The sequence below is a fragment of the Paenibacillus sp. PvR133 genome, assembly GCF_017833155.1.
GTDB classification, from domain to species: domain Bacteria; phylum Bacillota; class Bacilli; order Paenibacillales; family Paenibacillaceae; genus Paenibacillus; species Paenibacillus polymyxa_B.
Genome location: NZ_JAFIBS010000001.1, coordinates 1,844,346 through 1,857,454 on the forward strand (window position 1 = coordinate 1,844,346; position 13,109 = coordinate 1,857,454).

A 13,109-nucleotide genomic window follows, 5' to 3' on the forward strand; every position below is an offset into this window, starting at 1 on the left:
AGCTTCTCTCCTTTAGTTTAGGATGCGCAGCTATCACATTCTTCAATCGTCAGTGCGCGGCTGCGTACATAATAGGTCGATTTCATACCTGATTTCCAGGCATGGATGTGCAGCTCTAAAAATTCAGTTGCTTTAATATCAGGCCGTACATACAGGTTAAAGCTTTGGCCTTGGTCAATATGACGCTGACGTGCAGAAGCCATGTTGATCGAAGCGTGTTGATCCAGCAAGAAAGCTGTCTTGTAGTACCAGATGGTTTTCTCGTTCAAGTCCGGTGCTGGGTTAGCGATCTTGTAAGTTGTTTTCTCTTCATAGGAAAGCAACTCATACAATGGGTCAATGCTGGCGGTAGAGCCTGCAATAATAGACGTGGACCCGTTAGGCGCGATGGCGAACAGCCATGCGTTGCGGACACCGTTTTGTTTGACTTCTTCTGCAAGCTCGATCCACTCGGACGTTGTGACAAATTTCCCTTCGAGTGTACCGTCCGTATAGCCACGGGAAGTGAAATAATGCCCGGTAGACCAGTCAGAACCCTCGAATTTCGCATAACGGCCTTTTTCTTTCGCTAGCTCCATGCTGGATTTGACTGCCAGGTAGTTAATCTTTTCATACAAATGATCGTTATAGGTTACCGCTTCATCGGATTCCCAACGGATACCTTCCAGTGCAAGTAGATGATGCAGTCCAAATGTACCCAGACCGACAGCGCGATATTGGCTGTTCGTATATTGTGCTTGCAGCACTTCAATGTTGTTGATATCAATAACATTATCCAGCATACGTACCTGAATCGGTACGAGGCGATCCAGCACACCTGCCGGAACCGCACGAGCCAGATGGATGGAGTTCAGGTTGCAAACAACAAAGTCGCCAGGAATTTTGGAAATAACAATGCGTGTTTGTCCGTCCTTGGTGACCAGTTCTTCTTTTTCCACTACAGTTGCAGATTGGTTTTGCATAATTTCCGTACACAGGTTGGAGGAATATACCATACCATGGGCGCGGTTCGGGTTGGCCCGGTTTACCGTATCACGATAGAACATGTACGGTGTACCTGTTTCCAGTTGTGATTTCATCAGGCGCTTCATGATGTCGATGGCAGGCACTGTAATACGAGAGAGAATGGGATGCTGTGACGCCTCCTCATACTTTTCGCGGAAGGTACCTGAACCGAAGGTTTCATCATAAAAATCTTCCAGACCCAGTGGACGACCGTTGTCATCTCTCCAGCCCATCACCTTCTTCACTTCATGCGGACAGAACAGATTCCATTCACCACGTGCTTCGACCCGCTCCATGAACAGATCGGGCAGACATACGCCGTGGAACACGTCATGTGCACGCATCCGCTCGTCACCGTTGTTCAGCTTCAGGTCAAGGAACGCGAGGATATCCTTATGGAATACGTCCAGATATACGGCAATTGCACCTTTGCGAGTACCCAATTGGTCTACGCTAACAGCTGTATTGTTCAGCTGACGAATCCACGGAATGACGCCAGAACTTGTATTTTTATGTCCACGGATATCGGACCCGCGCGCCCGTACTTTACCGAGGTACACGCCGATGCCGCCGCCCATTTTGCTAAGACGGGCTACATCCGTATTGGAGTCGAAAATACCTTCCAGGGAGTCGTCTACGGTGTCGATAAAGCAGCTGGAGAGCTGTCCGGCCACCTTTTTTCCGGCATTGGACATGGTTGGTGTAGCTGCCGTCATGTACATGTTGCTCATCGCCCAGTATGCTTCCTTGACCAGCTCCATACGCTTGTCGGCAGGCTCTTGGTGCATCAGGTACATCGCGATGATCATGTAGCGTTCTTGCGGCAGTTCCATTACGCGTCCATCAAAATCATTGGCCAAATAGCGCTCAGACAGCGTTAATAGCCCGATATAATCGAACAGCAGGTCATTTTTCGGCAATATGGAATCGCCCAGCTCATCAATCTGCTCCTTGGTATAGTAGTCGAGCAGTTCTTGACGGTAAATTCCTTTTTGGACCAAATCGGTAATCAGCGGATAAAAAGCGCCGTAAGGCTCGTCCGCATAGGATTTGTAACGTCGGTGAGTAGCAGCTTTTTTATACAAGGAAGTGAGCAAAGCACGTGCAGCGGCAAATTTCCAGTCCGGTTCTTCCTTACTAACCAATTCAAGGGCAGCCATCGCAAACGCGTTGCTGATGTCATCCCCCGTGACTTCGTCCCGGCGTAGCTTGCTAGTTACACCGCGAATGAGACGATCTTTATCCAGCTTGTCCAGCCCGCTGAGTACACGGTCGGCATATACGGAAATGCGTATTTCATCAAAAGCCAACTGGCGATTGTTTGGTTTGGTTACGAGTTGTGGCATAGGATTAATTCCTCGCTTTCCTGATTTGGAATCATACTTGGGAATAGCATGAAAATGATCATGATGAGAAGATAATGGCGAAAAAAGCGATGGTCAGACAGCATTTGGGGGCTGTATGTAATCCAATAACATAGAAATAGCGATGCACCTGCCAATGAAGGGGGAAAAGATGGTTCCCGTACGATTTATCGGCTACATCACTATATTTAGACGTGTTATGAATATTTAACCCAACATATTGTGTGTATAAACTTAAAATTTCAAATAAGTGCAAGGAGTATTATAGCAACATTCGAAGCCATACGTAAAGGAAAAGGAATGGAAAATCAAAATATGCAGAGAAGTCGCGGGCTGTATTTGAATTGAGGCAGTTTGAACGGTACAATGAATGATAAAGATGTTTCCTACAGAAACAAGCAGCATACATATGAACTTTTTTTGTGAAATAAGGTTGCTCGTTCTATCGGACTGAGGTTTTAGATTTTTAAAGAAGTGACGATTTTAAATTAAAAGGAGGAACTTGGCGATGGCTATTGCAGAAGTGACAGTGATCCCGATTGGAACGGGGAGTACAAGCCTGAGCGACTACGTTGCCCAGATGCAAAAAGTGTTGAAGACGCAAAAAGGAATTACCTATGAGCTTACCTCCATGAGTACGATTATTGAAGGTTCGTTGGACGATGTGTTCACCGCCATTGCTGCGCTGCACGAAGCGCCATTCCTGTCTGGAGCTAAGCGTGTTTCCACCTCGGTCAAAATTGATGATCGCCGTGACAAGCCTTCCTCCAGCCACCAAAAGCTCCGTTCCGTCGCAGAGAAACTATCGGGCACCGCGACAGGAAATGTTACCGAACTAAATCCAAATCCTAGTTGAAAAAGTTGATGTAAGTGATTGATTTTTATGTAACTAAGAGTATAATAGTTTTTGTTGTCAGTTACACTGACCTGCTGGTGTAGCTCAGGGGTAGAGCAACGCACTCGTAATGCGTAGGCCGGGGGTTCAATTCCCTTCACCAGCATAGCTATAAACTCAAGCACAGCGCGGCTTCCAAGCTTTTGGAGGGCGCGCTTTTTTGTGGTTTTGGACAATCTTCTACGCTGAGGTCTTTTTAGTAGGATTATTATGCTATATATAATTAGTTCTTTGTTTTGTTTCATGCTAAAAATCGAATTCTTACATTAGTTGCATAGTATATTGACAGGTGGTTAATTTTGGTGAAAAATGAAGTATGTTTTTAAAAATTATGGGATTTTTATGCGAAGGGTGGCTATGGCATGAAGCATACACCTACGATACGAGCAGAATTAGACAGATACTTAAAACAAGAGAGCATGAGTCTAACGCAATTCGGGCATATAGCAGGCATGAATAGGGGAATAGTAAGTGCTATTGTGACGGGGAATAAGTCTATGTCTGTTAACCAGCTTGACCTAATTACTGAAGCTATGGATTTACCGGAGGGCTACTTTTACGACTTATTTATAGAAAACTACATCATCGACACTCCCCCGAATATGAGACGAATCGAGCCGTTTTTGTTTCGCTGTGCGGAGTTGGACAAGCTGGATGCGATCCGTCGAGTGGTGGGAAGCATTATGGACAACGTACTCTATTCGCCTAAACTATTTGATATAGCAGAAGTACTATTAGCACAGGGACGACATGAGGCTGCATTGCTGCTCTATGAGGGCGTAGCTGAAGCGGAGAAGTACCAACATTCTGAACGTTTAGCCATCTGTCAATATCGTATATTCACGATTCAAGTTGGAGACGATCAAAGTCGCAATCTCAGTGCAGCTACGATATTTGAAGCTTTTATTGAACGCCTAGATGAAATAGACCAGCTTGATGCATTGAAGGACTTGGCTAATGTGTACAGGTCTTTGCGTAAATGGAACAAGGTAGATGAAGCGGCGAAAAAAATGAAGCAGAAGGCGAAAGCTCAATATTCGCTAAAACATCAACAAGAGAGTCGAGAGCGTGATGAGTCTGCCAAGAAGCTAAGTCGCCCGTTGTTTGTATATATTTCATATGCCGATTTATTGTGTGCAAGTGTCTGTGAAGCCCAAGGCGACTATCAACAAGCTCTAGATTATACATACACCTACGCTAATCTAGATTGGGTCAAAGAGACTGACGACGACACTCAACACTGGGTTAGCTTGTTTAAAAGTTGGGCAGAAGGTAATACTTACGTATATAAACTGTTGTCAGGAGATATAAGTGTGCTTCAAGATTATGTTGAATATATTGCAGTGACATCAGCCACTAACGAGAATGAGAAAATCTCAAAACTGTTGAATGTTATAATTTCAGCAAACCAATATAACATAGATGTGGAAGGTATACTTCAACAATTTGAAGCCGAAATAAACGCTTTTGCACAACAGCAACCATCATCAGATGATATGTATACCCAACAGGTGATACCGGATTATATCGCGTGGTTTGGTTACGAGTTAGCTTATTATTATTTACATCGAGGCTCTTACATTGATGGTTTTAAACATTTGATGTATGCAATGGTAAGTTATCATACATTAAATAATGAGACTAATTTTATAAACTGTATGGGTTTGTTTTTACATTTTCGGGATTATGCAGTTTCAGAAACTAAAGCAGCATTTTTAAATTTCATTGAAAAGGTGTGGATGACCAATGTTAAAAAAAATGGTACTGCTGATCATCGCGGCTAGCTTTTTGTTTATTGTTACTGTGCCGGATCAAGCCCTTAACCACCACAATAGTATTCAGCCTTACGTTACCATCGGAGGTGCTTAAACGTAAGCAAAGCAACTCCCCGCTAACCTTAACTGGTCGGCGGGGATTTTTGTTGAAGGAATTACTACATCGTTCACCGAATGAATTATCGAGGTGATCAGCATGAACCATACATATAAAGTGTCAAAATCGGATATAGAACTGTTTGCAGCTGCATTAAGCCAGGCTCTGTCTTTTAAGACGATATATACCATCATTGAAATTGCACTGGATGTGGGTGTCCAGTCCATTTCTTATTTAGTAACTGTAGGAGTTTTAGTCCTACTGCTCATTTTTTTAAATAGTAAGATGGCAAGAAGTAAAGCTATGCTTACAGCGGAAAAACCCAGCCAATTCAAATATAGGACAGATGTACGACTGATGACTAGCCCGCCTAATCCAGATCCCAGTGCAAAACCAAATTGGATGAACGAAGTATTTACGCTAAGAGCAATGTCCGGATTTCGAGGCGCCAGAGTAACCAGATATAGTTGCTGGGCTGGGGAAATACTCCAAGTTGCTAACATAAAAATCATTAAAACCAAGATTAATACCAAGAGATTGACTCCGGCTAGAGCGAATAAAAGAAGAGTCGCCCCTTGTAACATGAGCCCGAGACAAATGGTAAATTTCGATCCCTTTGCATCTGCCAATTGTCCGCCCACTCTTGATCCGACAAAGCTGCAAATGCCCGCCAGGAACAGAACACCGCTAATTTCTGTCATGGAAAGAGGGGACGTGGCTTGCAAGAAAGGCGTAATATAAGTAAACAGTGTAGAATAGCCGCCGACATAAAATAACGTAATAACCAAGGCCATCAGAATGGTTGGATTTCTTAAAATAGAGAGCTGCATTCTTAGGGTAACCTTTTCTTCTTCTTTGATTGCCGGAACCTTTTTATAGATGATAAGTAATGGAAGAACACTTAATAATCCGATTAAAACAAATAGCACTCTCCATCCAAACATCTCACTAAAAAATGTGCCCATGGGAACACCAAGCACTAGCGAACTGCTAAGCCCCATCAAAATGATACCGATGGCATTGCCCCTTTTTTCTTTTTCAACGAGTCGTGTCGCTACTGCCATGGCTACAACGGTAGCGATTCCTCCGCTAGCCCCTTGGATAATTCGTATCCATAGTACTGTTTCATAAGCAAGATCTACAAACATAAGTCCGTTGCTGGCAATAAACACACCAAGGGTGGTCATTAGTAGTTTCTTGCGATCTGCATTGATCGTTAATGCAATCAAAATCGGAGCGACAATGGCCGCGGCGAGAGCAAACACAGTCACCAATAACCCAGCTTCTGAAGTAGATACTCCCAAGTCCACAGCGATCATCTCAATGACTCCCGTAATAATATATTCAATGGTTCCAATCAGAAAAACAGCCAGTGCCAGGACATAGATGATCCGTTTATTTTTCAATTTACCCCACTCCACCTTCTTCAGTTATCTATTTATAATGGGAATTTGTATTTCTATGAATTGTGCATCTCGTTCTGGAGTTAACGGTAAATATAGTTCCCTACCTAATTCGTTTTCCTTGATCTGATAGTTATTTTTCTCAATCCATTTAGCTAAATGAACACAGGCCGCACCATCAAATTTTGAATTTGAATGAAAAGCCATTGTAGCCATCATCGGTTCAGGAGGAAGAATCCGTAGCTGAAATGGCTCTGGTGATGATTGCAGCTCACAGGTTAAAAAATAACCGACTTCAAACTCAAACTCATCCTCTTTTCCGTCGATGTCTTTCCACAAAACAACCTGAGGGCCTTGGATCAGCTGGCGAATTTCCGTTGTTAATAACTGATCAAATTGACGAAACAAATCCGGAATGTCCTCTTCTTTCCCGCATGTTTTCTGATAAAAAAACGATTGAGCACCATCTGCCTTGACTCTGATTTCTTGACCCGTTTCGAATTGCCCCTCTTTTTCTATAAGCTGCATACGCTCCTCGATCCTGACGAGTTTGGCTTGTTCCGTATCGATGATATGCTGGATTTCGCTTCTTTTCAGCTTAAACATGCCTTGAATATTCTCCAATGAAATATCTTCCTGAAGCAGCTGTTTAATTTGGGGCAATGTAAAACCCAATTCCTTATAGATTAAGATTCGGTTGAGCTCAAGAAGCTGATCTGCGGAATAGTAACGGTAGCCCGTATCGTAATCCACTTTTCTCGGCTTAAGTATGCCAATCTGGTCGTAATAACGCAGTGTTTTTAAGGAGACCTTGCTTAGCCTGGAAAATGCACTGATTTTGAACAAAATATCATCTCCAATCTATAACATAATGTGAGTATACAGTTTCCCGTGCAGGGGAAAGTCAAGGATGTGAATGCTTTTCCTTTTTATAGCTAAGATCGACTGCCATCTTTGTCACCACTCTATGGATTCTGTTGGTTCAAGCTTTAGTAATTGAGTTAATCTATCTATTGAAAAATCCTTCTAAAAGATGCTTTTATTTATTTGAGAAATTTCTCTCATGCCGATTGTAGCACTAGCTATGGCCTAACTGTCCTTTAGCGAACAAAAGGATGCCACTTATCACGGCATCCTCTAGATATTCATTAATCTATCCTGAACTGTACCGGAACGCACTCGTAATGCGTAGGGCGGGGGTTCAATTCCCTTCACCAGCATAGCTAAAAACTCAAGCACAGCGCGGCTTCCAAACTTTTGGAGGACGCGCTTTTTTGTGATTTTGGACAATCTTCTACCATTTTAGTTTGAATCTATTGAAAGGTCAGTTGGAAATGAAGTACCGCAAATAAATAAGATAGTCCTTACTCGTTCATCTGGCTTTACATATTTATAATCTAAAACTAAGTCTACTTCAGAAGGATTTACTGACAGTTGAGTTAGTAAAGAACCGATATTATTCCATTTTGATCTTGGTGATGGGCCGGTCACACTGCGGCTTGGTATGCGACATCACGATTAGTACTTGTTACTGGAATTGCATTTTAATCCGGGAGCCCTATTTGTCTATATTGGGGTTAGTCCCCATAAACTACTCAACAGCTTTTCTTTATTCGTTAATGAATCTTTTTAATCGTACTTTCAAATACAGGACACACCAAAAACAGTAATGAACTATTTCTAAACCAATAAGGATTGCTTCTGACCAGCTAAGAAGAGATAAGACTTTGGAACACAATGTGCAAACAATAAGAATAGCTTCAAGAATCAGAATATCCAGAATTGACAAAATAACTGTTCGGGATATGGTGAATTGGAAAAATCGTAAAGATTTTAAATTCCAGGCAGTTGCGATTAGCTCCAGCATGATGATTCCCAGTGACATACCGACATATCCCAATCCAGGAATGGCAACTAAGGAATAAAGAATTATGAAGTTAACAAGGACTCCTGTGACAAGACCAATAAAGGGAGTTTTCTTCCGATTTTGCGCCCATAGAATACTTGTTGTGATTTCGCGCAATCCGACGAGCAGTGGTAACATTGCCAAGGATTTAATAGGAACCTCGGCATCATGTATACGAAAAACAAATAGAGAGATTTCAGGTGCATATTTAAAAATGAAAAATCCTGAGACTAATCCCCAAATCCAAGCTACCTGAAGGGCCGTATTACTTTTTTTATAAAATGAATTAAAATCATTATTTTTCCAATCGGCGGTTATTTTCATTGTGAGCGTATGGGTTAACGAGCCTGTAATCAAAGTAGGCATATAAGCAACGACTAGAGCGATGCCGGTAACAATACCGAACATCTCCGCTGCTTCTTTGGGCGAAACCCCGGCAATTTGTAATCGTTGAGGGATGATGATCGCATCCATAAAGTCGGAAGCCGGGATGAGCAATCGTGTTAGCGCAATAGCAAAGGAAGCTTGTACTACTAAAGGTAGATCTGTTCGAGTTGATGGGGAAGGCAAATCTGTAGAGTGACGATTGGACGTGAAAAAATAAGCAGCAAGCATAGCAAAGGCTAACAACGCGCCTGTAGAGGTTCCCAGTACCGCTCCACCTACGGCATACTCAATGCCGGATCTAATAAAAAGGGGCACTAGCCATATTAAAGTACCAATCCTAACAGTTTGTTCTATTATTTCCGAAAGGGCAATCGTGGTGTATCTTTCGAGCCCTTGCAAATATCCGCGCAGCAGACTCAGTAAGGGAACGGTAAATAGGGCAGGAGAGAGGTATCGAATCACAACATCAAGCTGTGGATAGCCAAGCAAAAAAGCGATCGACTTGGATTGCCAAAAGGTTAAGACACTGCATGTCAAACCTATGAGCATCAAGAATATCGAAAAAATTTTGAACAGTCGCCAGCCTTTTACTGAATTTTTGGCTGTAAACATCCCCAAAGCTGTGGGCAATCCACCTGAAATTATCATCAATATTAAGCTGTAGAAGGAGTAGGCTAGCTGATAGAGACCCATTCCTTCAGCTCCAACAAGTCGCGTCATAAATATTTTTCCAACTAAACCAATGGCCTTCACAACAATCATTGCATTTGCTCTCACCATGGTTTGTTTTAATATAAGAGGTAGTTTCAGATTTTTCACCCCATTAGAAGCTGTCCATATTATTCCTATGACAGAAACCTCCGGGATATGAATAAGTCTTAAGGATCACGAGACTTAGTCCTGTATATGAATTAACAAATATTTGGTATGTTTATCCCACCCCAAGTCAAAGGGAACTCTGAAACGGTCAGCGGTATGGGAATTGACTAAAGGATAGCCACTCTGATCAAATCCGACTACAACTGAGAAGTGGTCTACATCGCCTTTTAAGACGTAAGCAATTAAATCACCTGGAAGTAACTGGGGTTTGTCAAGATGCAGCTGCCGTTCATTGACGGATTGAACAATATCTGAGAAGCTGCCTTGTCCAATAATTCTTCCATAGCCGGAGCGTATAAGAAAATTTCTAAATGCGTCTGTCTGAACCCAGGCCTGGCTTCCACCATTGCCATACAAGTAATGCCAGCCTGATTTCATAGGCAGCCCTCCGCCTTCTTCCGCATCCCCGATGACTTGTGAGGAGAAGTTGGTACAGTCGCCTCCCTTGGAGTTATAATCCAAGTATTTTTGATTATATCGTTGACCATTCCCTGCCCCCCATGTCGTTCCTGCATATTTATTCGCATAGTCAATGGCGCGGGCTCTGTTATATTTATGAATAGCTCTCTCTGTTGTTGCCGGATCCTTATGGGGAGAAAAAAATAAGTCGGATTTTTGAATCTTTTTTGAATTCTCTTCCAGAGGATCTGAATACCATTCTCGTTCCACGTACCAACGTTTATCCTTTTTTCTTAGTGTAATACCATGACGTGTTCCAATTCCAAAATCATGCCGACCGGGATAGCTGTGAATATACTCATAACTCAATTTCAAGGACTGAACAAGCGAAATTTTGGCCGTATCACCTAATACTTCTATACGGGCTACCCGAATTGTGCTTTCCGCATTCACAAATTTCATTTTACGGTGCCTAGCCCATTCATGAATATATTCGGCTCTGTTCATTTCACGATGGTACGCATAGTTGCTTCGTTTATCTGTTATCAAGTAGTGGTTCTCGATGTGCTTTTTGTCCTGATCCATCAATAACCGAGTACGATCATCAAACAATTCTTGAAGAAATGGGATAACATTATCTTGTTCAGCTGGCTCGGCTTGTGCACGAAATAAAAAAAGGCTGTATACAGGGATTAATATTAAAATCATGCACAGCAGTTTCAATTTTTCTATCCTAGGCACATTTATTCATTCTCCTTGAAATGGTTAATTGTTTTTGAAATTGTCCTTGTTCTGAACCTTAAGTTTTTCACAGGCTGAATTCATGTGTGCTAATTTGGTAAAGATAACCAGTCGCCCTTCATGTTCCTTCTTGCTTCGACTGTAGCGCCCGGCACAGGTAATTAAGTTTAAACGGCGCTCTTCTGTAGGACCAAAAATCATTTGAATCGGTGCTTCGGGTGTTAGGTAAAATTTTACGGACTCCACTACAAATTGAAGCTTGCAACCATTATCGCCAGTTACATACACGTGATCCCCTCTTTTCAATTTTTTAAGGGGATAAAAAACTGCCGGACCCGTATATGTATCGACATGCCCGTCCATAATTGCATTACCTACTGCCCCTGGCAATACAGCGGTAGATAAATAACCTACTCGATCCGTGTTACCTGGAACGCCCATTTGACCATTTTCTAAGTAGGTTACCGGTTCTATAATCGAATGAATACGAACCGCAGGAATATCGATTTTATGTGGAATGATCCCTAAAAAAGGTTTATTTATAACCTGTATGGGCTTTGCCTTTTGAGTTTGTTGAATTTCAGACTTATGCGAGGCACGAGTAGAGTTACCACGATGTTCAGCTGAAGATGAACAGCTTGCAGTAATCAGCAGAATCAATAGTATTGTGACGCGACTGAACCACTTATTTGTCATATGAAGAAGGAAAGAGGGGATATAAACGCCCTCTCTCCCTTTTAGCCTCCTTTAATTCATTTGCTCGCTTGCGCCACCAAATCCAGTTTTCGGTAGTTTAGTAGCTTTTGCTTTTAAACTCTTCGCATGAATGCTCTTTTCTCCAATGATTTTGGCTGGTGCAGCTTCACGTGCATGGAGCTTGTGAGCTTTCTCATGTTTGCTCTTCGCATGCAGCTTGTGTTCGTGTTTCGCATGAGCTTTAACCTTATGCTGGTGCATTTTGTGTTCATGCTTTTCCGTTGCGGGTGCAGATGCAGATACCATCGATCCTGCTGACAGAAATACAGCCAGGGATGCTACAGCCAATATTGCTTTTTTCATGTTATTGCCTCCTTTAGATAGTTGGTAATTCGTAGATATATTCTCCGTACATAGAACGTTTTATGTAGCCATTAATTTCATAGGGAAGAATTGGTTTGGTTATTCCTCCCCTTTCATTTATTGACCTCAATCAGTCCTTCGGGTGTGGCACGATTGTCAAGCAGTTCGGATACGGTAACGAAGGTAAATCCTCTTTTTTTCAGCTCAGGCAAAATGATTTTTAAAGCCTCAACGGTTTGCGTACTTTTATATACATAATCGTGCATAAGGACAATATCGCCGTTACGAGCATTACGAAGTACTTTGTTGACGATGCGGTGCACACCTGGTTTTCGCCAATCCAAGGTATCCTGATGCCAGGACCATAAAATCATTTTTAGCCCTTTTTCTTTAGAAAGTTTGACGAGCGAGTCGGTGTAGGAACCACCAGGTGGACGGAAAAAGTGGGTTTCTGTACCCGTTGCATTAATGATGCTGGCTTGGCCCTGATCAATTTCAGACAGGGCTTTGTTGGGGGAAATACGATGGAAAGATGGATGATGGAAGGTATGGTTGCCGACATCATGTCCTTCTTTTCGTTCCCGTTTCACAATTTCAGGGAGTTTTTCTACACGGCTGCCGACAACAAAGAAGGTCGCTTTGGCATCATATTGCTTGAGCAAATCTAGAATGGCAACTGTTTTGCTTTCGTCCGGTCCGTCGTCGAAGGTGAGGGCAATAAGCTTGCGATGTGTAGGAACTTCCCATACAATATCACCTCGTTCTTCGTAATAGGTTCTTCCTTTTGTATGTGCAGGAGATGAGGTGGATTGTGCAGTTGTATATGGAGCAGGGAAGAAGCTGATGCACAGCAAAGAAGTTGCGATCACAGAAGACATCAATCGAATGTTTTTCATCGAGTTTACTCTCCGTTCTAGGTTTTTCAGTTTAGCTTGCCATGAAGAAGTGTACGCCATTCCTCGCTCGAATAAGTTATTTTCACAAATAGTATTTTCAATTTATTTCGATGTACATGGTTTCGCATATACTGGGAATTTTTGGCGTAAATTAGAGGTTGCTATTCTTAAGAAGGAACCAAGATCAAAAGATCATCATTCTGATGAGAGACGACGAGAGGTATTTTGGAGACCATTGAGGCATTTGTCTCGTTTTTTGTTTCCTTCTAACAAAACGTCTAACGGCTTTGGAATATGATCGTG

At 42.4% G+C, this 13,109-nt stretch carries 10 protein-coding genes and 2 tRNA genes; 4 read left to right on the top strand and 8 right to left on the bottom strand.

Annotated elements, in window-relative coordinates:
• Positions 1 to 17: 17 nt before the first annotated feature.
• A complete protein-coding gene (locus tag JOE49_RS08205; RefSeq protein WP_209940878.1) occupies positions 18 to 2,351 on the bottom strand; it encodes a ribonucleoside-diphosphate reductase subunit alpha in 2,334 nt (777 codons plus the stop codon).
• Between the two features lie 526 nt (positions 2,352 to 2,877).
• Here JOE49_RS08205 and JOE49_RS08210 point away from each other — a divergent pair.
• The 3 genes from JOE49_RS08210 (at position 2,878) to JOE49_RS08220 (ending at position 5,048) form a co-directional block, all read left to right on the top strand.
• On the top strand, positions 2,878 to 3,225 hold the full coding sequence (locus JOE49_RS08210; RefSeq protein ID WP_013308518.1) for an MTH1187 family thiamine-binding protein: 348 nt from the start codon (positions 2,878 to 2,880) through the stop codon (positions 3,223 to 3,225).
• Between the two features lie 73 nt (positions 3,226 to 3,298).
• Positions 3,299 to 3,370: transfer RNA gene (locus JOE49_RS08215), tRNA-Thr, on the top strand.
• A gap of 256 nt (positions 3,371 to 3,626) precedes the next feature.
• Positions 3,627 to 5,048 (top strand): transcriptional regulator, encoded by a 1,422-nt coding sequence (locus tag JOE49_RS08220; RefSeq protein WP_071559401.1) that lies wholly within the window; start codon positions 3,627 to 3,629, stop codon positions 5,046 to 5,048.
• Between the two features lie 318 nt (positions 5,049 to 5,366).
• Here JOE49_RS08220 and JOE49_RS08225 read toward each other — a convergent pair whose 3' ends face one another.
• Entirely contained in the window at positions 5,367 to 6,542 is a 1,176-nt protein-coding gene (locus tag JOE49_RS08225; protein WP_209940879.1) for an MFS transporter, read from the bottom strand.
• Positions 6,543 to 6,566: 24 nt separating this feature from the next.
• Entirely contained in the window at positions 6,567 to 7,385 is an 819-nt protein-coding gene (locus tag JOE49_RS08230) for a MerR family transcriptional regulator (protein WP_209940880.1), read from the bottom strand.
• A 310-nt stretch (positions 7,386 to 7,695) separates the two neighbouring features.
• Between JOE49_RS08230 and JOE49_RS08235 the strand changes: the two genes are divergently transcribed.
• A tRNA-Thr gene (locus JOE49_RS08235) sits at positions 7,696 to 7,756 on the top strand.
• A 392-nt stretch (positions 7,757 to 8,148) separates the two neighbouring features.
• Here JOE49_RS08235 and JOE49_RS08240 read toward each other — a convergent pair.
• The 5 genes from JOE49_RS08240 to JOE49_RS08260 form a co-directional block, all read right to left on the bottom strand.
• Positions 8,149 to 9,612: an oligosaccharide flippase family protein gene (locus JOE49_RS08240; RefSeq protein WP_209943559.1), complete on the bottom strand. Its 1,464-nt coding sequence runs from the start codon at positions 9,610 to 9,612 to the stop codon at positions 8,149 to 8,151.
• Positions 9,613 to 9,726: 114 nt separating this feature from the next.
• Positions 9,727 to 10,851 (bottom strand): amidase domain-containing protein, encoded by a 1,125-nt coding sequence (locus JOE49_RS08245; RefSeq protein ID WP_160788599.1) that lies wholly within the window; start codon positions 10,849 to 10,851, stop codon positions 9,727 to 9,729.
• A 24-nt stretch (positions 10,852 to 10,875) separates the two neighbouring features.
• Positions 10,876 to 11,511, bottom strand: coding sequence for a class F sortase (locus JOE49_RS08250; RefSeq protein WP_237448906.1), 636 nt, complete (start codon positions 11,509 to 11,511; stop codon positions 10,876 to 10,878).
• Between the two features lie 87 nt (positions 11,512 to 11,598).
• Positions 11,599 to 11,910 carry a hypothetical protein gene (locus JOE49_RS08255; RefSeq protein WP_160788600.1) on the bottom strand — a complete coding sequence of 104 codons (312 nt, stop codon included), beginning with the start codon at positions 11,908 to 11,910 and terminating at the stop codon, positions 11,599 to 11,601.
• Between the two features lie 113 nt (positions 11,911 to 12,023).
• Entirely contained in the window at positions 12,024 to 12,806 is a 783-nt protein-coding gene (locus JOE49_RS08260) for a polysaccharide deacetylase family protein (protein WP_160788601.1), read from the bottom strand.
• Positions 12,807 to 13,109: the final 303 nt, after the last annotated feature.

Coding starts and splice junctions, on each gene's coding strand:
- JOE49_RS08205 (WP_209940878.1), bottom strand. CDS start 2,351: ATGCCACAACTCGTAACCAAACCAAACAATCGCCAGTTGGCTTTTGAT.
- JOE49_RS08210 (WP_013308518.1), top strand. CDS start 2,878: ATGGCTATTGCAGAAGTGACAGTGATCCCGATTGGAACGGGGAGTACA.
- JOE49_RS08220 (WP_071559401.1), top strand. CDS start 3,627: ATGAAGCATACACCTACGATACGAGCAGAATTAGACAGATACTTAAAA.
- JOE49_RS08240 (WP_209943559.1), bottom strand. CDS start 9,612: ATGGTGAGAGCAAATGCAATGATTGTTGTGAAGGCCATTGGTTTAGTT.
- JOE49_RS08255 (WP_160788600.1), bottom strand. CDS start 11,910: ATGAAAAAAGCAATATTGGCTGTAGCATCCCTGGCTGTATTTCTGTCA.
- JOE49_RS08260 (WP_160788601.1), bottom strand. CDS start 12,806: ATGAAAAACATTCGATTGATGTCTTCTGTGATCGCAACTTCTTTGCTG.